This is a genomic window from Streptomyces fumanus (assembly GCF_014655295.1).
GTDB lineage: Bacteria > Actinomycetota > Actinomycetes > Streptomycetales > Streptomycetaceae > Streptomyces > Streptomyces fumanus.
The window spans coordinates 70,244-92,515 of record NZ_BNBI01000009.1 but is presented as its reverse complement, the minus strand read 5'-3'; the positions used below and the strand labels follow the sequence as shown (position 1 = coordinate 92,515).

At 72.9% G+C, this 22,272-nt stretch carries 19 protein-coding genes; 9 read left to right on the top strand and 10 right to left on the bottom strand.

The window, feature by feature from the left end; genetic code table 11:
- Positions 1-71 precede the first annotated feature (71 nt).
- Both greA and IE316_RS20510 read right to left on the bottom strand, forming a co-directional pair.
- Positions 72-569 carry a transcription elongation factor GreA gene (greA, locus tag IE316_RS20515; RefSeq protein ID WP_190205892.1) on the bottom strand — a complete coding sequence of 166 codons (498 nt, stop codon included), beginning with the start codon at positions 567-569 and terminating at the stop codon, positions 72-74.
- A 197-nt stretch (positions 570-766) separates the two neighbouring features.
- Entirely contained in the window at positions 767-1,165 is a 399-nt protein-coding gene (locus IE316_RS20510; RefSeq protein ID WP_190205891.1) for a DUF4307 domain-containing protein, read from the bottom strand.
- A gap of 150 nt (positions 1,166-1,315) precedes the next feature.
- Between IE316_RS20510 and mca the strand changes: the two genes are divergently transcribed.
- Positions 1,316-2,197 carry a mycothiol conjugate amidase Mca gene (gene mca / locus IE316_RS20505; protein WP_190205890.1) on the top strand — a complete coding sequence of 294 codons (882 nt, stop codon included), beginning with the start codon at positions 1,316-1,318 and terminating at the stop codon, positions 2,195-2,197.
- Between the two features lie 31 nt (positions 2,198-2,228).
- Entirely contained in the window at positions 2,229-2,474 is a 246-nt protein-coding gene (locus IE316_RS20500) for a hypothetical protein (RefSeq protein WP_434094225.1), read from the top strand.
- A gap of 92 nt (positions 2,475-2,566) precedes the next feature.
- Here the strand turns inward: IE316_RS20500 and IE316_RS20495 are convergent, their stop codons facing one another.
- Both IE316_RS20495 and IE316_RS20490 read right to left on the bottom strand, forming a co-directional pair.
- The gene (locus tag IE316_RS20495) at positions 2,567-3,163 is read right to left on the bottom strand and encodes a DUF4352 domain-containing protein (RefSeq protein ID WP_190205888.1); all 597 of its coding nucleotides are present in this window, start codon (positions 3,161-3,163) and stop codon (positions 2,567-2,569) included.
- Positions 3,164-3,317: 154 nt separating this feature from the next.
- On the bottom strand, positions 3,318-6,521 hold the full coding sequence (locus IE316_RS20490) for a tetratricopeptide repeat protein (protein ID WP_190205887.1): 3,204 nt from the start codon (positions 6,519-6,521) through the stop codon (positions 3,318-3,320).
- A 170-nt stretch (positions 6,522-6,691) separates the two neighbouring features.
- Here IE316_RS20490 and IE316_RS20485 point away from each other — a divergent pair, with 170 nt between their 5' ends.
- Positions 6,692-8,698, top strand: a complete 2,007-nt coding sequence (locus IE316_RS20485; protein ID WP_190205886.1) for a thioredoxin domain-containing protein — start codon at positions 6,692-6,694, stop codon at positions 8,696-8,698.
- A 15-nt stretch (positions 8,699-8,713) separates the two neighbouring features.
- On the opposite strand, the gene IE316_RS20480 is transcribed toward IE316_RS20485, so the two are convergent.
- Positions 8,714-9,451 carry a Mut7-C RNAse domain-containing protein gene (locus IE316_RS20480; protein WP_190205885.1) on the bottom strand — a complete coding sequence of 246 codons (738 nt, stop codon included), beginning with the start codon at positions 9,449-9,451 and terminating at the stop codon, positions 8,714-8,716.
- 37 nt (positions 9,452-9,488) lie between these two features.
- Entirely contained in the window at positions 9,489-10,202 is a 714-nt protein-coding gene (trhA, locus tag IE316_RS20475; protein WP_190205884.1) for a PAQR family membrane homeostasis protein TrhA, read from the bottom strand.
- Positions 10,203-10,543: 341 nt separating this feature from the next.
- Here trhA and IE316_RS20470 point away from each other — a divergent pair, with 341 nt between their 5' ends.
- A complete protein-coding gene (locus IE316_RS20470) occupies positions 10,544-12,364 on the top strand; it encodes a phosphoenolpyruvate carboxykinase (GTP) (protein WP_190205883.1) in 1,821 nt (606 codons plus the stop codon).
- A gap of 429 nt (positions 12,365-12,793) precedes the next feature.
- On the opposite strand, the gene IE316_RS20465 is transcribed toward IE316_RS20470, so the two are convergent.
- From IE316_RS20465 to IE316_RS20450, 4 genes are all read right to left on the bottom strand, one after another.
- A complete protein-coding gene (locus IE316_RS20465) occupies positions 12,794-13,213 on the bottom strand; it encodes an SCO4983 family protein (protein ID WP_190205882.1) in 420 nt (139 codons plus the stop codon).
- Between the two features lie 72 nt (positions 13,214-13,285).
- Positions 13,286-14,497, bottom strand: a complete 1,212-nt coding sequence (locus IE316_RS20460) for a pyridoxal phosphate-dependent aminotransferase (protein WP_190205881.1) — start codon at positions 14,495-14,497, stop codon at positions 13,286-13,288.
- A gap of 56 nt (positions 14,498-14,553) precedes the next feature.
- Positions 14,554-16,164, bottom strand: a complete 1,611-nt coding sequence (locus IE316_RS20455) for an N-acyl-D-amino-acid deacylase family protein (protein WP_190205880.1) — start codon at positions 16,162-16,164, stop codon at positions 14,554-14,556.
- Positions 16,165-16,175: 11 nt separating this feature from the next.
- Complete coding sequence (locus IE316_RS20450) at positions 16,176-17,453, bottom strand: amino acid deaminase (protein ID WP_190205879.1); 1,278 nt, start codon at positions 17,451-17,453, stop codon at positions 16,176-16,178.
- 134 nt (positions 17,454-17,587) lie between these two features.
- On the opposite strand from IE316_RS20450, the gene IE316_RS20445 reads away from it, so the two are divergent.
- The 5 genes from IE316_RS20445 to IE316_RS20425 all read left to right on the top strand — a co-directional run bounded on the left by IE316_RS20445 (position 17,588) and on the right by IE316_RS20425 (position 22,270).
- Positions 17,588-18,628, top strand: a complete 1,041-nt coding sequence (locus IE316_RS20445) for a sugar kinase (RefSeq protein WP_190205878.1) — start codon at positions 17,588-17,590, stop codon at positions 18,626-18,628.
- Complete coding sequence (locus tag IE316_RS20440) at positions 18,625-19,389, top strand: IclR family transcriptional regulator (protein ID WP_190205877.1); 765 nt, start codon at positions 18,625-18,627, stop codon at positions 19,387-19,389. The genes IE316_RS20445 and IE316_RS20440 overlap by 4 nt, the downstream gene beginning before the upstream one ends.
- Positions 19,386-19,796 carry a RidA family protein gene (locus IE316_RS20435; RefSeq protein WP_190205876.1) on the top strand — a complete coding sequence of 137 codons (411 nt, stop codon included), beginning with the start codon at positions 19,386-19,388 and terminating at the stop codon, positions 19,794-19,796. The genes IE316_RS20440 and IE316_RS20435 overlap by 4 nt, the downstream gene beginning before the upstream one ends.
- Before the next feature lie 138 nt (positions 19,797-19,934).
- Positions 19,935-21,410, top strand: coding sequence for a GntP family permease (locus tag IE316_RS20430; protein WP_190205875.1), 1,476 nt, complete (start codon positions 19,935-19,937; stop codon positions 21,408-21,410).
- Between the two features lie 245 nt (positions 21,411-21,655).
- Positions 21,656-22,270, top strand: coding sequence for a hypothetical protein (locus tag IE316_RS20425; RefSeq protein WP_190205874.1), 615 nt, complete (start codon positions 21,656-21,658; stop codon positions 22,268-22,270).
- The last annotated feature ends 2 nt before the right edge of the window (positions 22,271-22,272 follow it).

Sequence of the window (22,272 nt, the reverse complement as noted above, 5' to 3'; positions counted from 1 at the left end):
GCACGGGGCGCCGGGGGCTTCGTCAGGGGGCCGGAGGCGGCCGGCCGGTCGGCCGGCCGCCCGCGGACCCGTCAGCCGTTGTAGGGCTCGGCCTTGAGGATCTTGACCCGGGCCTTCTTGCCGTTCGGCAGCTCGTACTCCGCGTCCTCACCGACCTTGTGGCCGATGACACCGGTCCCCAGCGGGGACTGCGGCGAGTAGGTCTCGATGTCGGAGCTGGCGTACTCGCGGGAAGCGAGCAGGAAGGTCAGCGTGTCGTCCTCGTCACCGTCGAAGGCGATCGTGACGACCATGCCGGGGGCCACGGCACCGTCGGCCGCCGGGGGCTCGCCCACCTTGGCGGTCTCCAGGAGCTGGGTGAGCTGGCGGACCCGGAGTTCCTGCTTGCCCTGCTCCTCCTTGGCCGCGTGGTACCCGCCGTTCTCCCGCAGGTCCCCCTCCTCGCGCGCCGCGGCGATCTTGGCAGAGATCTCCGTGCGCGCAGGACCAGTAAGGTAGTCAAGCTCCTCCTTGAGCTTGTTGTACGCCTCCTGGGTCAGCCAGGTGACGTTCTCGCTGGTCTGGGTCACAGGTGCTCCTCGTCGGTACTGGGAATACAAAGCATCGCCCTACCCAGAAGCATGTTCCTTCACGGAAGGGCGAAACCACGAGCCTAACAATTACGCGGCCGAAGGGGGAGGACATAAGCCACCGACATCACATCCGCGCAGGTCAGCGACGATGGATCGGCGGGGCGCCGGTCGGCGGGGCGCCAGGGGGCGGCGCGTCAGTCCGCGTGGCAGCCGAGCAGTTCGGCCGTGGTGCCCGGTGCCTTGGTGCGCAGGGTGACGACCTTGTCGATCCGGGTGCCGTCGCCGGTGAAGCGGAAGTCGGCCCGGCCGACCTCGCTGCCGTCCTCGGCCTGGGAGCGCACGGTGCAGTAGCCGCTGGCGCCGGCGTCCTTGCGGACCTCCAGATGGACCCGCACCGACTCCTGACCGGTGTCGAAGCTGATCACCTCGCCGCTGATCTTGTTCTGGCCGACGTAGTGGTAGCCGAACCAGCCGATCAGCGCGAGCAGGGCGACACCGAGGACGGCACCGACGATCTTGAGGGTGCGGTCGGCCCGTTCGTCCGAGGAGCGGCCGTAGCGGCTCCCGGGCGGTCGTGTGGTGACCGTGCTCATGATCGTCCTCTCGGCAGGAGACGGGACGAACGTCCCGAAAGGGGCCCCGAGGGAGGGCTCCGGAATTTTTCGCCCCCCGATTCGGTCACTATAGAAGCCGCCGAACGCCCCGCCAGACACCGGGGCGCCGACTTATTCGAGGATTGAGTCTTGACTGACCAGTTGCGACTGATGGCCGTCCACGCCCACCCCGACGACGAGTCGAGCAAGGGCGCGGCCACCATGGCGAAGTACGTGTCCGAGGGGGTGGACGTGCTTGTGGTGACGTGCACGGGCGGGGAGCGCGGCTCCATCCTCAACCCCAAGCTCCAGGGCGACGCCTATATCGAGGAGCACATCCACGAGGTCCGCAAGAAGGAGATGGACGAGGCCCGCGAGATCCTGGGGATCAAGCAGGAGTGGCTCGGGTTCGTCGACTCCGGTCTGCCCGAGGGCGACCCGCTGCCGCCGCTGCCCGAGGGCTGCTTCGCCCTGGAGGACGTGGACAAGGCGGCCGGTGAGCTGGTGAAGAAGATCCGCTCGTTCCGCCCGCAGGTGATCACCACCTACGACGAGAACGGCGGCTACCCGCACCCCGACCACATCATGACCCACAAGATCACGATGGTGGCGTTCGAGGGCGCGGCGGACACCGAGAAGTTCCCGGAGGCCGAGTACGGCCCGGCGTACCAGCCGCTGAAGCTGTACTACAACCAGGGCTTCAACCGGCCCCGCACCGAGGCGCTGCACAAGGCGATGCTGGACCGCGGCCTGGAGTCGCCGTACGGGGACTGGCTCAAGCGCTGGGACGAGTTCGAGCGCACCGAGCGCACACTCACCACGCACGTGCCGTGCGCCGACTTCTTCGAGATCCGCGACAAGGCGCTGATCGCGCACGCCACGCAGATCGACCCCGACGGCGGCTGGTTCCGGGTGCCGATGGACCTCCAGAAGGAGGTCTGGCCGACCGAGGAGTACGAGCTGGCGAAGTCCCTCGTGGACACCTCCCTCCCCGAGGACGACCTCTTCGCGGGCATCCGGGACAATGCCTGACATGAGCGTAAGCGCGAGCGCAAGCCTGGCCATGACGCACCTCGTCACCCTCGCCGAGGTCGATGAGGACAAGGTCACCCCCGGCGTCCTCGGTTTCATCGTCTTCGCGGTGCTGGCCGTGGCCGTGTGGGGCCTGATGAAGTCGATGAACCGGCACATGTCGAAGGTCGACTTCAAGGAGGCCGAGGAACCCGAGGCGGGCGCCGTGACCGGCGCCGACCCGGGCGCCCCGGCCGGCGGCGGGGGCCGGGAGGACCGGCAGGGCCGGACCCGGTGACCGGCCCGGCCTGACCGGGCCGCCTCTCCTGCCGTCCCGGCCGGTGCTCGCGGCGGCGGCGCGGGTCCCCTGAGACGGGGCCCGTGTCGCGGTCAGGACACGTCGACGCGGAGCGGGTCCCCGAGGAGTCCGTCGGTGTAGGTGACGTACTCCGGGGTGAAGGTGCCCTTGCCGGTGACGCTGCCGGTGGTGTTCTCGCCGGGGGCGAGGTGCACGGTGTCGATCTGGTTCTCGTCGACGCCCAGCTCGGCGGTGTGCTTGGTGCCGCCGGTGTCGGTGATGGTGAAGTACAGCGGGTTGACGTCGATCGTGTCGTCACCGCTGTTGGTGATCGTGACGCGGACGCTGGTGTAGCCGGTGCCGTCGGCGAGGACGGTCTTGGCGAACGGCGTCGTCTTCGCGGTGATCTTCACCGGTCCCTCGTCCGGAGCCTCCGTCTTCGGCTTCGCCTCCCCTTCCTCTTCCTCCTTCTGCTTCTCCTTGCCGCCCGGAGCGGCGCCGGCGGACGCCGCCGTGTCGTTCTTGCCGTCCGTGCCGTCGCCGTCGCCGCCGCCTGCCACGGCCCCGACGATGCCGATGAGCACGAACAGGGCGACGACGCCGAGGCAGCCCAGGCCGACGATCTTCCCGGTGCTGTTCTTCTTCGGCGGCTGCGGCTGCGGCGGCTGCTGCGGGTACTGCTGGTTCATCTGAGGCCCCCGAGGGTGCGAACGGGTGATGCGGCTGCATGACCCGCGCGGGAGTCCCGTGGTTGCAGGAAATCGACCCGATTCACCCTTTGGTGGTACCTGCTCCCGACCGCCCTGCCCCTCAGCCTGCCGTTTCTCCCGACCGCCCCGCTCCTCAGCCCTGCCGCGCGCCCACCTCCACCCCCATCACCTCGCGGGCGTGGCGGCTCGGGGTCATGCCGAGGTGCCACGCCTGCCAGCCGGAGTCGAGCTGGACGCCGCGTTCCAGCAGGAGCTGGTACGCCTCAACGAAGTCGTCCAGCTTCTCGTCGCGCGCCGGGTGACCGGCCCGGGCGAGCTGCGCCAGCTCCTCCTGGGCCACCGCCGTGCCGATCTCGACGCCGCCGGGAGCGGCGTACGGCAGCAGGGTGCAGCGCAGGAAGCGCGCCCAGTCCTCGCCGCGCCGGTCGCCGTACGAGGCGAACAGGGCGACGGCCTCGTCGCACAGGGCCAGCGCCTGCGCGGTACGGGCGTTGCCCGCGTCCACCACCGCCAGCTCCAGGCAGGTCCACGCCTCGCCGTGGGCGACGCCGATGCGGTGGAAGTCGGCGCGGGCGTCGACCAGGAGCTGCCGGGCGAACCCGGAGTTGCGCAGCGAACCGGTCTGCGCGGCGCGCTGGTCGCGGGTGACGCGGGCCGAGTGGTGCCGGGCGCAGGCCAGCCCGTACACGTCCCGCATCCGGGAGAACATCGTCCGGGAGCGTTCCAGTTCGCGGACCGCGCGGTCCAGGTCGCCGGTCTCCTCCAGGGCCTGGCCGAGGTAGTAGACCGTCCACGCCTCGCCGCGCGCGTCCTCGTTGTCCCGGTGCCGGGCGACCGCCGCGCGCAGTTCCTCCACGGCGGCCGGGGCGTCCCCGGCGACCAGCCTGGCGCGGGCCGACTGGGTCAGCGCCCATGCCTCGCCGCGGCGGTCCTGGGTGCGGCCGTACAGGTCGAGGGCGGTGCGCAGCTCGGTCTCGGCGCGGGGCACGTCGCCCATGCGCAGTTGGAGCTGGCCGAGCTGGAAGTGGGCCCATGCCTGGCCGTGCACGGACTCGCCCCTCCGGTGCAGGACCAGCGACTCCTCCAGCAGTTCCAGGGCCTCGGCGAGGCGGCCGCGGTCGCGTTCCACCCCGGCCAGCGCGTGCAGCGTCCAGGCCCGGTCGGTGGCCAGCTCGGGGCCGGCCTGGAGGTCGAGGGCCTCGCGGAGCCGGGCGGCGGCCTCGCCGAGGTTGCCCTGGTGGTGCAGGGTGATGCCGAGCGAGGTCAGCGCCCGGGCCGCGCCCGTGTCGTGGTGGGCCTCCAGATAGAGGTCGACGACCGAGGTCAGGGTGGTGCGGGCCTTGTCCAGCTCGCCGAGCTGCCGGGCCGCGATGCCGGTGCGCCACTGCACCGAGCGGATCAGCAGCCCCTCGTCGACCTCCTGGGCCAGCTCGCTGATCTCGCCCAGCCGGTAGAGGTCGCCGCGCAGCAGGCAGTAGTCGCAGAGCGCGCCCAGCAGGTTCAGCAGCGCGCCCCGGTCGACGCCCTCGGCGTGCCGCAGGGTGGCCGTGATGAACCCGGACTCGTCGTCGAGCCAGCGCAGCGCCTCGTCCAGCGAGGTGAAGCCGTGCGGACCGAACCGGTCGGAGCGGGTCGACATGTTGCCGTCGACCAGGCGCAGCACGGAGTCGGCCAGCTCCCCGTAGTTGACGATCAGGCGTTCCTGCGCGGCGGCCCGCTCGGTGGCCGGCTCCTCGTCCAGCAGGCGGGCCCGCGCGAAGGCGCGGACCGTGTCGTGCAGCTTGTAGCGGCTGCCGCGGACGTGGTCGATCAGACCGGCCCGGGAGAGCGTCACCAGATGCCGGGTGGCCTCCGCCTCGTCCGTCGCGAGCAGCGCGGCAGCGGCGGCGGCGCCCAGCGAGGTGCGGCCGGCCAGCGCGAGCCGGCGCAGCAGCTTCCGGGCGGTCTCGGACTGGTCGGTGTAGCGCAGCCACAGCGCCCGCTCGACCGGGTCGACGGGCCCGTACGCCGCGAGGTCGGCGGCCAGGGCGCGCGGTGAGCGCGCGCCCAGCGAGGAACCGGCGATGCGCAGCGCCAGCGGCAGCCCCCCGCACAACTGCCGGACCCGGTCGGCCGACTCGGCGTCGTACGGGCCGGAGGCGTCCTCGGCGGCGGCCGACAGCAGTTCCTCGGCGCCCGGCTGGTCGAGCGGCTCCACCGCCAGGTGGTGCACCCGGGCGGGCAGATCGGCGGGCAGCTCCAGCGGCTCCCGCGCGGTGACCAGGACCAGGCTGTCCGACCGCTCGGGCACCAGCGCGCGCACCTGCTCCGGGTCCCCGGCGTCGTCCAGGACCACCGTGACCGGGACGCCCGTCAGATGCTGGTGGTACAGCTCGCTGAGCCGCCTGACCTGCTGGTCCGCCGAGGACCGCTCCCGGAACAGCAGTTGCTCGCGGGGTGCGCCCAGCCGGTTGAGCAGGTACAGCAGCGCGTCCCGGGTGGACAGCGGCGGCTCCTCGCCGCCGGCGCCGCGCAGATCGACCACGCAGGCGCCGCGGAAGTGGTCCCGCAGCTCGTGGGTGGCGCGCACCGCCAGTGCCGTACGGCCGCTGCCGGGCGCCCCGTGCAGCACCACCACCGTCGGCCTGGTCTCCGTGCTCGCGCGGGCCGCCCGCACCCACTGGCGCAGCGTCGCCAGCTCCTGCCGCCGCCCGGCGAACGGCTCCGCCGGGTCCGGCAGTTGCCCGAAGGACTGGCCGAGCACGGACCGGCCGCGGGCCGCCGCGCTCTTGTCGGCGCCGCGCAGCCGGGGCGCCGCCTTCTTGGGCCGGGCGGCGGCGGCGAGCACCCGCTGCTGGTCGAGGAACGGCCGGATGCCCCGTACCTCCAGGGCGGTCAGCCACTGCAGGCGCAGTTGCTCGGGGCCGCCGGGCTGGTTCGCCGCGCCGGCCCGGTGGTGGGCGGCGGGCAGGTGCGAGCCGGCCACCTTCACCACGGTCGCCGCCGCCCCGGCCGCCCCGACGGCCGCGCCCGCGCCGACCGCGGTGCCCGCGCCGGTGCCCAGCGCCAGGTCGGCGACGACCGCGGCGAGCGCCGCGACGGCGGCCACCAGCAGCGGGGTGCCGCCGCCCTCCCGGGCGTAGCGCTGGCGGAAGGTGAGCTGTCCGGCCGCCGTCTCGTCCAGAGCGCGGGTGTACGCCTCGTACTCCTCGGCGGCCGCGGCGGCCATCGAGTCGAGCGCGGCCCGCGCCCGGGTCAGCAGCACCCGGCCGTCGGTGCGCCCGCCCGAGCGCCGGACCTCCTCCTCCACGGCCCGCGCCAGCAGTTGCTCGGCCGCCGCGCGATGACTGTCCCGCATGTCCCGTCCCCCTCCGGTGGTCTCGCCCGTCCCCGGTGACTCCCGGCCCCGTCTGTCGGGTCTTTCCCCGGTGGAGCGCGCGTCAAGTGCGGTGCCGCGTGAACGGTCTGAGGAGAGGCCCGGCGGTGTGCCGTCCGGCGCGGCGCGGGTACTGGGGCAGGATGGACACCATGGCGAACCGACTGGCCCACGAGACCTCCCCCTACCTGCTCCAGCACGCCGAGAACCCCGTCGACTGGTGGCCCTGGTCGGAGGAGGCGTTCGCCGAGGCCCGGCGCCGGGATGTGCCGGTGCTGCTCAGCGTCGGCTACAGCAGTTGCCACTGGTGCCATGTCATGGCGCACGAGTCCTTCGAGGACCGCGCCACCGCCGACTACCTCAACGCCCACTTCGTCAGCGTCAAGGTGGACCGCGAGGAGCGGCCCGACGTGGACGCCGTCTACATGGAGGCGGTGCAGGCGGCGACCGGGCACGGCGGCTGGCCGATGACGGTGTTCCTCACGCCGGACGCCGAGCCGTTCTACTTCGGTACGTACTACCCGCCCGAGCCCCGGCACGGCATGCCGTCCTTCCGGCAGGTCCTCCAGGGCGTCCACCAGGCGTGGACCGAGCGGCGCGGGGAGGTCACCGACGTGGCCGGCAAGATCGTCCAGGACCTGGCCGGGCGGCAGCTCTCCTACGGCGACGCCCAGGCCCCCGGCGAGGCCGAGCTGGCGCAGGCGCTGCTCGGGCTGACCCGGGAGTACGACCCGCAGCGCGGCGGGTTCGGCGGGGCGCCGAAGTTCCCGCCGTCCATGGTGATCGAGTTCCTGCTGCGCCACCACGCCCGCACCGGCGCCGAGGGCGCGCTGCAGATGGCGGCCGACACCTGCGAGCGGATGGCCCGCGGCGGCATCTACGACCAGCTCGGCGGCGGCTTCGCCCGCTACTCGGTGGACCGCGACTGGGTGGTGCCGCACTTCGAGAAGATGCTCTACGACAACGCCCTGCTGTGCCGGGTCTACGCGCACCTGTGGCGCTCCACCGGCTCCGAACCGGCCCGCCGGGTCGCCCTGGAGACCGCCGATTTCCTGGTCCGCGAGCTGCGCACCGCCGAGGGCGGCTTCGCCTCCGCGCTGGACGCCGACAGCGACGACGGCACCGGCCGGCACGTGGAGGGCGCGTACTACGTGTGGACGCCGGAGCAGCTCCGGGAGGTGCTCGGCGACAGCGACGCCGACCTCGCCGCCCAGTACTTCGGGGTGACCGAGGAGGGCACCTTCGAGCACGGTGCCTCGGTGCTCCAGCTCCCGCAGCAGGAGGGCGTGTTCGACGCCGACCGGGTGCTGTCGGTACGGGAACGGCTGCTGGCCGCGCGGGCCCGGCGCCCCGCCCCCGGCCGGGACGACAAGGTCGTCGCCGCCTGGAACGGCCTGGCGATCGCCGCGCTGGCCGAGACCGGCGCCTACTTCGACCGGCCCGACCTGGTCGAGGCCGCCGTCGCCGCCGCCGACCTGCTGGTCCGGCTGCACCTGGACGACCAGGGGCGGCTCACCCGCACCAGCAAGGACGGCCGGGCGGGCGGCAACGCGGGGGTGCTGGAGGACTACGCCGATGTCGCCGAGGGCTTCCTGGCGCTGGCCTCGGTCACCGGCGAGGGCGTCTGGCTGGACTTCGCGGGACTGCTCCTCGACCATGTGCTGACCCGGTTCACCGACGCCACGGGCTCGCTCTACGACACCGCCGCCGACGCCGAACGCCTGATCCGGCGGCCCCAGGACCCGACCGACAACGCGGTGCCCTCCGGGTGGACCGCGGCGGCCGGGGCGCTGCTGTCCTACGCCGCGCACACCGGTTCCGAGGCCCACCGCACCGCCGCGGAGCGGGCCCTCGGCGTGGTGAAGGCGCTCGGGCCGCGGGTGCCGAGGTTCGTCGGCTGGGGGCTGGCGGTGGCGGAGGCGTACGTCGACGGGCCCCGGGAGGTGGCCGTGGTGGGGGACGGGGAGCTGCGCCGGGAGGCGCTGCTCGGGACCGCGCCGGGGATGGTGGTGGCCTTCGGCGAGGAGGGGAGCGACGAGTTCCCGCTGCTCGCCGGGCGGTCGCTGGTGGGCGGCCAGGCGGCGGCGTACGTGTGCCGGCACTTCGTCTGTGAGGCGCCGACGACCGAGGTGGAGCGGTTGCGGGCCGCGGTCCGGTGACCCGCCAGGGGGAGGCTAGTCGCGCAGTTCCCCGCGGCCCCCGGGGGCGTATTCGCTGACGATCGCCTCCAGTTGCTCGTGGTGCGCGCCCCGCCAGTAGGCGCGGCCGCACTGCGCGCACTGGGCGAAGACGTCGTAGGTGCGCCGGGTGCCGTGCTGGAGCTGGTCGGCGACCTCCTCCTTGGTGGCGGGGCGCAGCAGGCCGTTGCAGGCCGTGCAGCGGGTCCAGGGGCGCAGCTCGGGGGCGAACCGGTCCAGGACGTCACGGAGCTGGTCGTCGGGGCGGGTGCTGTAGACGAAGGCGCCGGCCCACAGCTCGCGGCGGCGCAGCAGGCCCCGGTCGCGGCTGAGCAGCACCCGGCGTTCGGCGGCCGAGCGGGCGGCGAGCGCGGGGTCGCCGATGTCCGTGGACTCGTAGGCCGTGTCCACGCCGAGCAGCCGCAGCCGCCGGGCGAGGGTGCCCAGGTGCACGTCGAGCAGGAACCGCAGGGGAGCGCCCGGCACCCGCTGGGGCCGCTCCACCGGGCCCACGGTCACCGACTCGCCGGCCGCCGGGATGTGCGCGGGCGGCACCGGGCGGCCGTCGGCGGTGAGGGTGCCGACCTCGGTCAGCGGGACGCCGAGGGACTCCACCACGTGGCCGAGCGTGGAGACCCCGTCGACGGCGGCCCGGGTGGCGCCGGCCCGGCGGGCCTGGGGGACGAAGAGATGCAGTTCGGGGGCGAACTCGACGTGGATCTCGGCACCGTTCACCCGGTCAGGATGCCACGGGCGCCCCCGGACCGGCCGGTCAGGAGTGCTGGTAGGCGACCAGGGAGATGCCGACGTAGTGCGCGGTGAAGGCGGCCAGCGTGAACGAGTGGAAGACCTCGTGGAAGCCGAACCAGCGCGGGGAGGGGTTGGGGCGCTTGATGCCGTAGACGATGCCGCCGATGCTGTAGAGCACCCCGCCGATGATCACCAGGGTGAGCACGGTGGCGCCGCCGGTGCGCAGGAAGTCCGGCAGGTAGAAGACGGCCGCCCAGCCCATGGCGATGTAACAGGGCGTGTAGAGCCAGCGGGGGGCGCCGACCCAGAAGACGCGGAAGAGTATCCCGGCCGCCGCGGCGGCCCAGATCCCCCACAGCAGCCACTCGCCCTTGGCGCCCGGCAGCAGCAGCATCGCCAGCGGGGTGTAGGTGCCCGCGATGATCAGGAAGATGTTGGCGTGGTCCAGGCGGCGCAGCACGCCGTCCATGCGCGGGCTCCAGTCGCCCCGGTGGTAGAGGGCGCTGACGCCGAACAGCAGGCAGGCGGTGAGGGCGAAGATGCCGCAGGCCAGGCGCCCCCTGGCCGAGTCGGCGAGGGCGGTGAGCACCAGACCTGCGATGAGTACGGCCGGGAACATGCCGAGGTGCAGCCAGCCGCGGAGCCTGGGCTTCACCGGGTGCGGCAGGGAGAGCGCGACGGGGCCGCGGCCGGGGGCCGACGAGTCCTTGTGCGCATCGAAGGCGGACGCAGTCATGAGCCGAATCGTACCTACGGAACCGTAAGTTAAGGATCAGTCCGGTCGCGGGAGGCGCCGCGGGCGGTCATCCTCCCACGGAGGGGCGGGTGCCCGGGACAAGTAAAAGAAGTTTCCGCGAAATGCCAGGTATACGCAAAGAATCTCCGGCTTCACCGGTGGTACGTGGCGATCCTCACGCCGCTCAGGTGTGCGGCCCTCTGGACAGATGGGCGCGCGCGTCGGATGATCAAATGAGTGCGGTCGGCACCGGATGAGCGCCAAGGGCGTCTGTGCGGCAAGCATCCGGGTCGCAGCCCCCACGGGGCCTCCACCAACACATCCCTCAGTGAGGAGCAATCGTGGCGCTCGACATCGCGGCTTCCCCCGTCCCCACCCGGCACCAGGAGCTGATCTCGTGGGTGAACGAGATCGCCGAACTGACGCAGCCGGACCAGGTGGTCTGGTGCGACGGTTCCGAGGCCGAGTACGAGCGGCTGTGCGCGGAGCTGGTGGCCAAGGGCACCTTCCGCAAGCTCGACCCGATCAAGCGCCCCAACTCCTACTACGCGGCCTCCGACCCGTCCGACGTCGCCCGCGTGGAGGACCGCACCTTCATCTGCTCCGCGCGGGAGGAGGACGCCGGCCCCACCAACCACTGGAAGGACCCCGCCGAGATGCGGGAGATCTTCACCGGTGACAACGGCCTGTTCCGCGGCTCGATGCGGGGCCGGACCATGTACGTCGTCCCGTTCTGCATGGGCCCGCTGGGCTCGCCGCTCTCCGCGATCGGCGTCGAGATCACCGACTCGGCGTACGTGGCCGTCTCGATGCGGACGATGACCCGGATGGGGCAGCCGGTCCTGGACGAGCTGGGCGACAGCGGCTTCTTCGTCAAGGCCGTGCACTCGCTGGGCGCCCCGCTGGCCGAGGGCCAGCAGGACGTGCCCTGGCCGTGCAACCGGACCAAGTACATCTCGCACTTCCCCGAGGACCGCGAGATCTGGTCCTACGGCTCCGGCTACGGCGGCAACGCCCTGCTCGGCAAGAAGTGCTACGCCCTGCGGATCGCCTCCGTCATGGCCCGCGACGAGGGCTGGCTCGCCGAGCACATGCTGATCCTCAAGCTCACCCCGCCGCAGGGCGAGGCGAGGTACGTCGCCGCCGCCTTCCCCTCCGCCTGCGGCAAGACCAACCTCGCCATGCTGGAACCCACCATCTCCGGCTGGACGGTGGAGACCATCGGCGACGACATCGCCTGGATGCGCTTCGGCGAGGACGGCCGCCTGTACGCCATCAACCCCGAGGCCGGGTTCTTCGGCGTCGCGCCCGGTACGGGTGAGCACACCAACGCCAACGCCATGAAGACGCTGTGGGGCAACGCCGTCTTCACCAACGTGGCCCTCACCGACGACGGCGACGTGTGGTGGGAGGGCATGACCGAGGAGCCCCCGGCCCACCTCACGGACTGGCGGGGCGAGGACTGGACCCCGGAGTCGGGGACCCCGGCCGCCCACCCCAACGCCCGGTTCACCGTGCCCGCCGCGCAGTGCCCGATCATCGCGCCCGAGTGGGAGGACCCCAAGGGCGTGCCGATCTCGGCGATCCTGTTCGGTGGCCGGCGCGCCACCGCCGTACCGCTGGTCACCGAGTCCTTCGACTGGAACCACGGCGTCTTCCTCGGCGCCAACGTGGCCTCCGAGAAGACCGCCGCCGCCGAGGGCAAGGTCGGTGAGCTGCGCCGCGACCCGTTCGCCATGCTGCCGTTCTGCGGCTACAACATGGGCGACTACATGGGCCACTGGGTCGATGTCGCCAAGGGCAAGGACCAGTCCAAGCTGCCGAAGATCTACTACGTCAACTGGTTCCGCAAGGACGACACGGGCCGGTTCGTGTGGCCGGGCTTCGGCGAGAACGGCCGGGTGCTGAAGTGGATCGTGGAGCGCCTGGAGGGCCGGGCCGAGGGCGTCGAGACGCCGATCGGCGTGCTGCCCGCCAAGGGCGCTTTGGACACCGACGGGCTGGACCTGTCCGAGGCCGACCTGGACTTCCTGCTCTCGGTGGACAAGGAGGTCTGGCGCGAGGAGGCCGCGCTGATCCCCGAGCACCTGAACACCTTCGGCGACCACACGCCGAAGGAGCTGTGGGACCAGTACCGCGCCCTGGTGGAGCGCCTGGGCTGACCGGTCCCCGTACCGCTTCGCGGCCGGTCCGACTAGCCCTGACCAGCGATGTCGTCACGAAGGCCGGCCGCGAGAGGGGTGCCTTCCCGCTCCCGTAGCTCGATGTCCCCGGAGCGGGCGACCACCCCGCCCGGGCCGGGCCCCCCGCACAACGACGTGCGGGGCCCCGGCCCCACCCGCAAACACGCGCCCCGAAAGGGGCGCGGGAAACTGCGCGACCCCCCACGCGGCCCGCCCCGCAAACACGCGTCGGGACAACGCCCCTCAAAGGGGCGCGGGGAACTGCGCGACCAGCCACCCACAACGGAAAGCCGCCGGAACCACGCCAAGCCCGGCACCGCCAAAGCGAACGCAGTGCCATGGCACCCGGTCCGCGCGTCGCTGCGGGTGCACGCGGACCGGGGCCGTTCAGGGAGCGCCCCGCAGGGCCTAGCGGGACGCCAGCTCGCGCGGCTCCAGCGCCGCCGCGTGCGCGTCCATCCGCTCCGCGGCCAGGATCGCCGCGGCCGTGTCCGCCCGGGAGGCCGCCACGACCAGCGCCCGCCCCGCCAGGGTGTGCGCCCGCCGGTGCAGCGCCTCTGGTCCCGGCCCGTCGGCGGCCGGAGGCACCGACGCGCGGGCCGGCGCCCGGCCGGCCCGCAGCCGGGACACCTGGGCGGCGAGCCGCTCGGCCGCCTGCTCCAGATCGGCGGAGGGGGCCAGCGCCCGCAGTTCGTCGGTCACCGCGAGGAGGGCGGCGAGATGGCCGGCGAGCTGGATGTCCAGCTCCTCCTCCCGGGACCGGTGCGGAATGCCCGTGGGGCCGTCGGCCATCGTGTGGACCGACTTGGTGCGGATCGGTTCGTACATGGGGGATGGCCTCCTAGCTCGACAGAAACCATCCTACATTGGATTACGTCTAAAGTTGTCCTGATCCCGGAATCAGTGCTGTGCGTACCCGCTCAGGAAGCGCCCGATCCGGCCCACCGCGTCCCGCAGGTCCGCGGCCGTGGGCAGGGTCACCACCCGGAAGTGGTCCGGCTCGGGCCAGTTGAAGCCGGTGCCCTGGACGACCATGATCTTCTCCTGGCGGAGCAGGTCCAGGACCATCCGCCGGTCGTCCTTGATCTTGAACACCTTGGGGTCCAGGCGCGGGAAGAGGTACAGCGCCCCCTTGGGCTTTACACAGGTCACCCCGGGGATCTGCGTCAGCAGCTCGTACGCCGTGTCCCGCTGCTCGCGCAGCCGCCCGCCCGGCAGCACCAGGTCCGTGATGCTCTGCCGCCCGCTGAGCGCGGCGACCACGCCGTGCTGGCCCGGCATGTTGGCGCACAGCCGCATGTTCGCCAGCACCGTCAGGCCCTCGATGTAGGACTCGGCGTGCGCGCGGGGCCCGGACACCGCCATCCAGCCGACCCGGTAACCGGCCACCCGGTACGCCTTCGACATGCCGTTGAAGGTCAGGGTGAGCAGGTCGGGGGCGATCGCGGCGGTGGGGGTGTGGGTGGCGTCGTCGTACAGGATCTTGTCGTAGATCTCGTCGGAGCAGACCAGCAGGTTGTGGCGGCGGGCGATGTCGGTCAGGCCGCGCAGCACCGCCTCGTCGTAGACCGCGCCGGTGGGGTTGTTCGGGTTGATGACGACCAGCGCCTTGGTGCGGTCGGTGATCTTCCGCTCCAGGTCCGCGAGGTCGGGCATCCAGTCGGACTGCTCGTCGCACCGGTAGTGCACCGCGGTGCCGCCGGACAGCGAGACGGCCGCCGTCCACAGCGGGTAGTCCGGCGCGGGCACGAGCACCTCGTCGCCGTCGTCGAGCAGGCCCTGCATCGCCATCACGATCAGCTCGGAGACGCCGTTGCCGATGAAGACGTGCTCGACGTCGGTCTCGATGCCGAGGGTCTGGTTGTGCATGACGACCGCCCGGCGCGCGGCCAGCAGCCCCTTGGCGTCGCCGTACCCGTGGGCCGTCGACACATTGCGGAGGATGTCCTCCAGGATCTCGGGCGGGCACTCGAAACCGAACGCCGCCGGGTTGCCGGTGTTCAGCTTGAGGATGCGGTGACCGGCGGCTTCCAGCCGCATCGCCTCCTCGAGCACCGGGCCCCGGATCTCGTAACAGACGTTGGCGAGCTTGGTCGACTGGATCACCTGCATGTCCGCGAGCTTACGACCCGGTACCGGAGCCCGCGTCGTGTTTTGCGCCACGTGCGTCAGCGCGGCCCCCGCCGGACCGAGCGGCCCGCCAGGACGTCCGTGCGGCGGCCGTCCTCGATCACGAAGCGGCCGTCCACCAGGACGTGCGGGATGCCGGCCGGCAGACGGCGCGGGTGCGCGAAGGTCGAGCCCGCCGCGACCGTCGCCGGGTCGAACAGGACCAGGTCGGCCCGGTACCCCTCGCGGACCAGCCCCCGGTCGGGCAGCCCCAGCCGGGCCGCCGGGCGCGAGGTGAGGTGGGCCACGCACTCCTCCAGCGACAGCACGCCCAGCTCGCGCACGTAGTGCCCGAGGTAGTGCGGGAAGGTGCCGTAGGCGCGCGGATGCGGCTTCGCGCCCTGGAGGATGCCGTCCGAGCCGCCGGTGTGGACGCGGTGCCGCATGATCGCGCGGACGTTCTCCTCGTGGCCGACGTGCTGGAGGATGCTGGGCGCCAGCCGGTCCTGGAGCAGCAGCCGGCGGGCGAGCGCCCAGGGTGTCTCGCCGCGCGCCGCCGCCGACTCCGAGACGGTCCGGCCGACGTACTCCGTCAGCTCCGGGCGGGAGACGCCGGAGATCTCGATGGTCTCCCACTCCACCGGCACCCCGTGGCAGCCCTCGGAGCCGGTCTCCTCCAGGTGGTGCCGGATCCGCTCGGCGGTGGCGTCGTCGGCGAGCCGCTCCAGCACCCGCTCCGGGCCGCCCTCGCTGGCCCAGCCCGGCAGCAGCGCGGCGAGGGTGGTGGAGCCGGGGGTGTACGGATAGGTGTCCAGGGTGATGTCGGCGCCGGCGGCCAGCGCCTCGTCCAGCAGGGCGAGCAGCTCGGGGGCGCGGCCCTTGTTGACGCCGAAGTTCATGGTGGCGTGGGCCAGGTGCAGCGGGCAGCCCGCCCGGCGGGCCAGGTCGACCATCTCCGCGTACGCCTCCAGCGCGCCCGCCCCGTAGGAGCGGTGGTGGGGGCAGTAGTAGCCGCCGTACCGGGCCACCACCCGGCACAGCTCGGTCAGCTCGGCGTCGGGGGCGTACATGCCGGGCGTGTACGTCAGCCCCGAGGACATGCCGACCGCGCCCTGCTCCAGGCCCTCGGCGACCAGGCGCCGCATCCGCGCCAGCTCCGCCTCGGTGGCCGGCCGGTCCTCCCAGCCGACGGCCAGGGCGCGGACCGTGCCCTGCGGGATCAGGTAGGCGGCGTTGACGGCGATGCCCCGGTCGAGGCGGTCCAGGTACTCGCCGACCGTCCGCCAGTCGAAGTCGATGTCGTCGCCGGGGCCGTTCCACCCGGCGATCGCGCGGCGCACCTCGCCGAGCGTGCGGTCGTCCACCGGCGCGTACGACAGCCCGTCCTGGCCGATGACCTCCAGGGTGACGCCCTGCGCGGCCTTGGCGCTGTGGTCGGGGTCCCGGAGCAGGGCGAGGTCGCTGTGGGCGTGCATGTCGATGAAGCCGGGGGCCAGGACCAGGCCCTCGGCGTCCAGCTCGCGCCGGGCGGTGGGCCGCTGGCAGCCCGCCGCCGCGGCCTCCTTGACGATCGACACGATCCGGCCGCCGTCCACCACCACGTCCGCGCGGTAGGCGTCGGCGCCGGAGCCGTCCACGACGTCCGCGTCCCGGATGACCAGCTCGTCCATGACCGGCTCCTCTAGAAGAACGTACGGATGTAGTCGACGACCGTCCCGTCCGCCTCGGCGACCGGGATGAGCTGCCACTTGTCGAACGACGTGCACGGGTGCGACAGGCCCATGCCGACCCAGTCGCCGACCCGCAGGTCCGCGTCCCCGGCCGTGCGCAGCCAGGCGTGCTGGTCGGACAGGCCGGTCACCGTCACACCGGTGGCCGGGCGCTCGGTGCCGTCCCGGCGGACCACCTGGGCGAAGGGCAGGTGCAGGTCGTAGGCGGCGTCCCGCTTGCCCGCGTTGGTGAACGCCTGCTCGGGCGAGGGGCGGGAGACGACCTGGCTCCACAGGCGGAACGCGGGCTCCAGGGCGCCCTCCTCGGGGACCCGGTTGAACGGGGTCAGCTCGCGGTAGTGCCCGTCGTCGTGGGAGACGTAGGCGCCCGAGCGCAGCAGCTTCAGCACCGGCCGGGACAGGGCCGGGATCTCCGCGAAGACGTCGGCCACCGCGTCGAACCAGGCGCTGCCGCCCGCGCTCACCACGATCTCCCCGGCCTCCTGGAAGAGGCCGCGCTCGTCGAGGCCGGCGGCGAGCGCGACCAGCCCGCGCAGATACGCCCGGACCCGCTCGGGGTCGGCGTCCGGCACCTCGCCCTCGTACCCGGCGACGCCGACCAGGCGCAGCCCGGCCGCGGCGGTCACCGCGCCGGCGACGGCGGCGCACTCCGCCTCGGTGCGCGCCCCGGTGCGCGCGCCCTGGCCGGCGGCCAGCTCGACCACGACGTCCAGCGGCCGGGCGGCGCCCGCCAGCGCGGCGTCCATCAGCTCCACGCCCCGCACCGAGTCGACGTAGCAGACCAGCCGGAAGTCCGGGTCGGCGTCCTGCTCGGCGGCGATCCAGCGCAGCGCGGCGGCGTCGACCAGCTCGTTGGCGAGGAAGATCCGCCGGATGCCGAAGGCCCGCGCGACCCGCACCTGGTGGGGGACGGCGAGGGTGATGCCCCAGGCGCCGTGCTCCAGTTGGCGGTGGAAGAGCTGCGGGGCCATGGAGGTCTTGCCGTGCGGCGCGAAGGCGAGGCCGTGCCGGTCCGCGTAGGTCTCCATCAGCCGCAGGTTGTGCGCCAGGCGCTCGGCGGACAGGGCCAGCACGGGGGTGGTGAAGCCGCCGGTGAACAGGTTGCGGCGCCCGCCGGCCAGCTCGGCGACGGTGAGGCCGTACGCGTCCGGCGGGAGGCCCTTGAAACGGTGGTCGACATGCTCCTCGGCCAGCTTGGCGAGGGCTTCGGTACCGGCGTCGAGGGCCATGGAGCCTCCAGATCTACCGCGTTGCACAACTTGCAACGCTCGTTGCGTATATCGCTCACTGCTGTCTAACATCTCGGCGAACGCGGGGTCAACGGAGCCGCCGCCCGCGCGACACGCCGAGGAGCCTGCCCATCGTGACCGCCGACGGACCCCGCAGCACCGCCCCCGACGTCGTGGACGTCGTCGCGCTCGGCGAGTCCATGGTCACCTTCCTGCCCACCCGGCCCGGCCGCCTCGCGGACGTGCCCTCCTTCGAGCGGTCCATCGGCGGCGCCGAGTCCAACGTCGCCTGCGTGCTCGCCGCCGCGGGACACACCGCCCGCTGGGTCAGCCGGGTCGGCGCCGACGGCTTCGGCGACCACCTCGTCGAGACCATCGGCTCCTACGGCGTCGACGTCTCCGCCGTGCCGCGCGACCCCGACCGCCCCACCGGTGTGTACTTCCGCACCGCCGGGGACCGGGCGAGCGACGCCCACGAGGTGGCGTACTACCGGGCCGGCTCGGCCGCCTCCGCGATGTCCGTCCGCACGGTCGACCTGGCCGCGGTGCACGCCGGACGCGTCCTGCACCTGTCCGGCATCACCCCCGCGCTCTCCGCCGGGTGCCGGGAACTGACCCGCGAGCTGACCGCCCGCCGCCCCGGCCGGCCGCTGCTCTCCTTCGACGTCAACCACCGGCCCGGCCTGTGGCGCGGCACCGACGACGGCCCCGCCGTCCTGCTCGACCTCGCCCGCGGCGCCGACCTGGTCTTCGTCGGCGAGGACGAGGCATGGGGCCTCGGCGGACCCGAGGCCGTGCGGGCCGCGCTGCCCGAGCCGGAGACCCTCGTGGTCAAGCAGGGCGGCACCGGGGCGACCGCCTTCCACGGCGACCGGGCCACCTTCGTGCCCGCGCCGCGCGTCGACGTGGTCGCCGCCGTCGGCGCGGGCGACGCCTTCGCCGCCGGGTTCCTCTCCGCCACCCTGCGCGGACTGCCCGTCCGGGACCGGCTGCGGCACGGCCATCTGACGGCCGCCGCCGCCCTGACCGTCCCCGGCGACCTCGCCGCGCCCCCGGCCCGCGCCCACGCCGACGAGCTGGCCGCCCTGGACGACGCGGCATGGGGGAGACTGCGACTCGGCCCCGGCTGGACACGGGAGACCGGCCGGGCCGACGAGGAGGTACGCACCCCATGAGCCAGACCGTCGACCGCGCGCTGAGCATCCTGCCGCTGCTCGCCGAGGGCCCCGCCGACCTCGGCCGGGTCGCCGACGCCCTCGGCGTCCACAAGTCCACCGCCCTGCGCCTGCTGCGCACCCTGCACGAGCACGGCTTCGTCTACCGCCAGTCCGACCAGCGCTACCGCCTGGGCGCGCGGCTCATCGCCCTCGCCCAGGAGGCGATGGAGAACCTGGACGTCCGCGAGATCGCCCACCCCCACCTGGTACGCCTCAACGAGAGCTGCGGGCACACCGTGCACCTCGCCGTCTACGAGGAGAACGAGGTCCTCTACATCGACAAGGTGGAGAGCCGCTACCCGGTGCGCATGTACTCCCGGATCGGCAAGCCCGTCGCCATCACCGTCGCCGCCGTCGCCAAGCTGCTCCTCGCCGACCTCCCCGAGGGCGAGCGGCGCGCGGTCGTCGAGAAGCTCGACTACCCCATGTACACGGCCCGTTCGACGCCCCACGCCGACGCCTTCCTCAAGGAGCTGGCCACGGTGCGCGAACAGGGCTGGGCCACCGACCTCGGCGGCCACGAGGAGTCCATCAACTGCGTCGCCGCGCCCATCCGGGGCGCCGACGGCCGGGTGGTCGCCGCGATGTCGGTCTCCGCGCCGAACGTCGTCGTCACCGCCGACGAACTCCTCACCCTGCTCCCGCTGGTGCGCCGTACGGCGGACGCCATCAGCGGCGAGTACTCCGGCAGGACCCCAGTCAAGGAAGTCACCGCATGACCGAGAAGACCGCGCTCACCCCCCAGACCCACACCGTCCCGCCGGCGAAGTTCAGCCACGGCGTCAAGAAGGGCAACATCCTCCAGGTCGCCGGCCAGGTCGGCTTCCTCCCGCACGAGGAGGGCAAGGCCCCGACCCCGGCCGGCCCCACCCTGCGCGAGCAGACCCTGCAGACCCTCGCCAACGTCAAGGCCATCCTCGAAGAGGGCGGCGCCACCTGGGACGACGTGATGATGATCCGCGTCTACCTCACGGACGTCGACCACTTCGCCGAGATGAACGAGATCTACAACGCCTACTTCGAGGAGCAGGGCCTCACCCAGCCCCCGGCCGCCCGCACGACCGTCTACGTCGGTCTGCCCGCCGGACTCCTCATCGAGATCGACGCGCTCGCCGTCCTCGGCTAGCCCCGGCGGCGCGCCCCGCCGCCCGTCCTTCCGCCTGTCTGTCTGTCACGCGGCACGGCACCCCGTCTCCCCACGCGGGTGCCGTGCCGTGCCCTTCCCTGCCCGAAAGCTGTATGTGGTTACCCAGAGGACCCCCGTATGTCCCACCCGCTTGCCGCGTCCGCGCCTCAGACCCCGCCCCACACCGGCGGCCTGCTCCTGCTGATCGACGGCACCGCCGGTCTGCTGACCGTCGCCGCCCTCGGCATCGCGCTGCTGCTCTTCCTGATCATCAAGGCGCGGCTCCAGCCGTTCGTCGCGCTGCTCGCCGTCTCCATAGCCGTCGGCCTGCTCGCCGGCCTGTCGGTCACCGAACTCTTCGGCACCGTCCAGAAGTCCGACGCCGTCTCCACCATCGAGTCCGGCATGGGCGGCATCCTCGGCCATGTCGCCATCATCATCGGCCTGGGCACCATGCTCGGCGCCATCCTGGAGGTCAGCGGCGGCGCCCAGGTGCTCGCCTCCCGCCTGCTGAGCCTGTTCGGCGAGCGCCGGGCACCCCTCGCCATGGGCCTGACCGGCCTGATCTTCGGCATCCCGGTCTTCTTCGACGTCGGCATCTTCGTCCTCGCGCCGATCGTCTACGCCGCGGCCAAGCGCTCCGGCAAGTCGATCCTGCTCTACTGCCTGCCGCTGCTGGCCGGCCTGTCCATGACCCACGCCTTCCTGCCGCCGCACCCCGGCCCGGTCGCCGCCGCCGGACTCCTCCACGTGGACCTCGGCTGGGTCATCCTCATGGGCGTCGTCTGCGGCGTCCCCGCCGTCCTGCTCGCCTGGGCCTACTCCGCCTGGATCGGGCGCCGGGTCTTCGTCGCCGTACCCCAGGACATGGTCGAGGCCGCCGAGGAGGCCAAGCGCGCGGTCGTCGCCGAGCAGCGCGCCGCCGGTGTGGCGCCCCGCGAGGAACCGGTGCCGCTCGGCACGGTCCTCGGCATCATCGGCACCCCGCTGGTCCTGATCCTCGCCGCGACCTTCTCCTCCATCGCCCTGGACCCGTCCACGGGCCGCTCGGTCGTCGAGTTCTTCGGCAACCCGTTCGTCGCCCTCACCATCGCCCTGCTGCTCGCCTACTACCTGCTGGGCATCCGGCGCGGCTGGTCCCGCAAGTCCCTGGAGGCCGTCTCCACCTCCTCGCTGAAACCGGTCGGCAACATCCTGCTGGTGGTCGGCGCGGGCGGCATCTTCGGCGCCGTCCTCAAGGCCAGCGGCGTCGCCCAGGCGCTCTCCGACACCTTCAACGACGTCGGCCTGCCGGTGATCGTCCTCTCCTACCTGATCTCCGTGGTGCTGCGGGTCGCGCAGGGCTCGGCGACGGTGGCGATCGTGACGACGGCGGGCATCGTGGCCCCGCTGCTGGCCGCGGGCGACCACTCCCAGGCGTTCACCGCGCTGGTCATCATGGCCATCTCGGCGGGCTCCATCTTCGCCTCGCACGTCAACGACGGCGGCTTCTGGATGGTCGCCAAGTACTTCGGCATCAGCGAACGGGACACGCTCAAGTCCTGGACCGTGCTGGAGAGCGTGCTCTCGCTGGGCGGCTTCGCGGTCGCCGCCGTGCTGAGCCTGTTCCTCTAGGCCCTGTCGTCAAACTCCCGTCTGCCTCGCGACGCCATGCACGCACTCTCGCCGCACCGGCCCCTGACCCAAGTACATCCAGTACGAGGGCCAGGGGCCGGCACGCCGAGAGCACGCACCTGACGCCGCGAGGCCCGCCCTCCGGGCGGACGACGGGAGTTTGACGACAGGACCTAGGCATCGTCGGCGTAACGATGCCGGGGCTGGCTGTCGCCCGCACAGGAACGTCGACCATACTGCCCGCTGTGGAGCAGCGCATTGGATCGAGCAGCCAGCCCCAGCCGGGCGAGCCCGTGGTGAAGGGCGCCGGTTTCGACCCGGCCTTCATCCCCGGCCTCACCCCGCCCGCCTCCGCCGAGCCGGAGGACACCGAGCCGGAGAATGCGGAGGCGGACACCGCCGCCGAGGAGCCGGAGGCACCGGAGGCACCCGAGGACGCCGCCGGCTCCCGGACGCCACCGGACGCCGAGGAGGACGCCGACCCCGACGAGGACGAACCCGCCCCCGACGGACCGGTGTTCGAGGCGGCCGACCGCCGGGCCCGGATCGTCGCCGACCACCGGGGCGTCCGGCTCGCGCTGGACGACCAGGAGTGCGAGTTCCGCTGGGACGAGATCGGCGCGGTGGAGACGGAGACGGCCCGCTTCGGCAAGCGGTTCACCGTCACCGTCCACACCCACGACCGGCGGTGGTACCCGATCGAGATCGAGGCGGCGTCCCGCGGCCGGTTCGCGGAGTGGGACACCGCCCTCGACGCGGTCCTGGACGCCTACTTCGAGGACGGCGAGGACGGCGAGGACGGCGAGCGCGCCGACGACGGCGGGACGAAGCCCGCCGCCGACGACGACACGGACGTCTGACC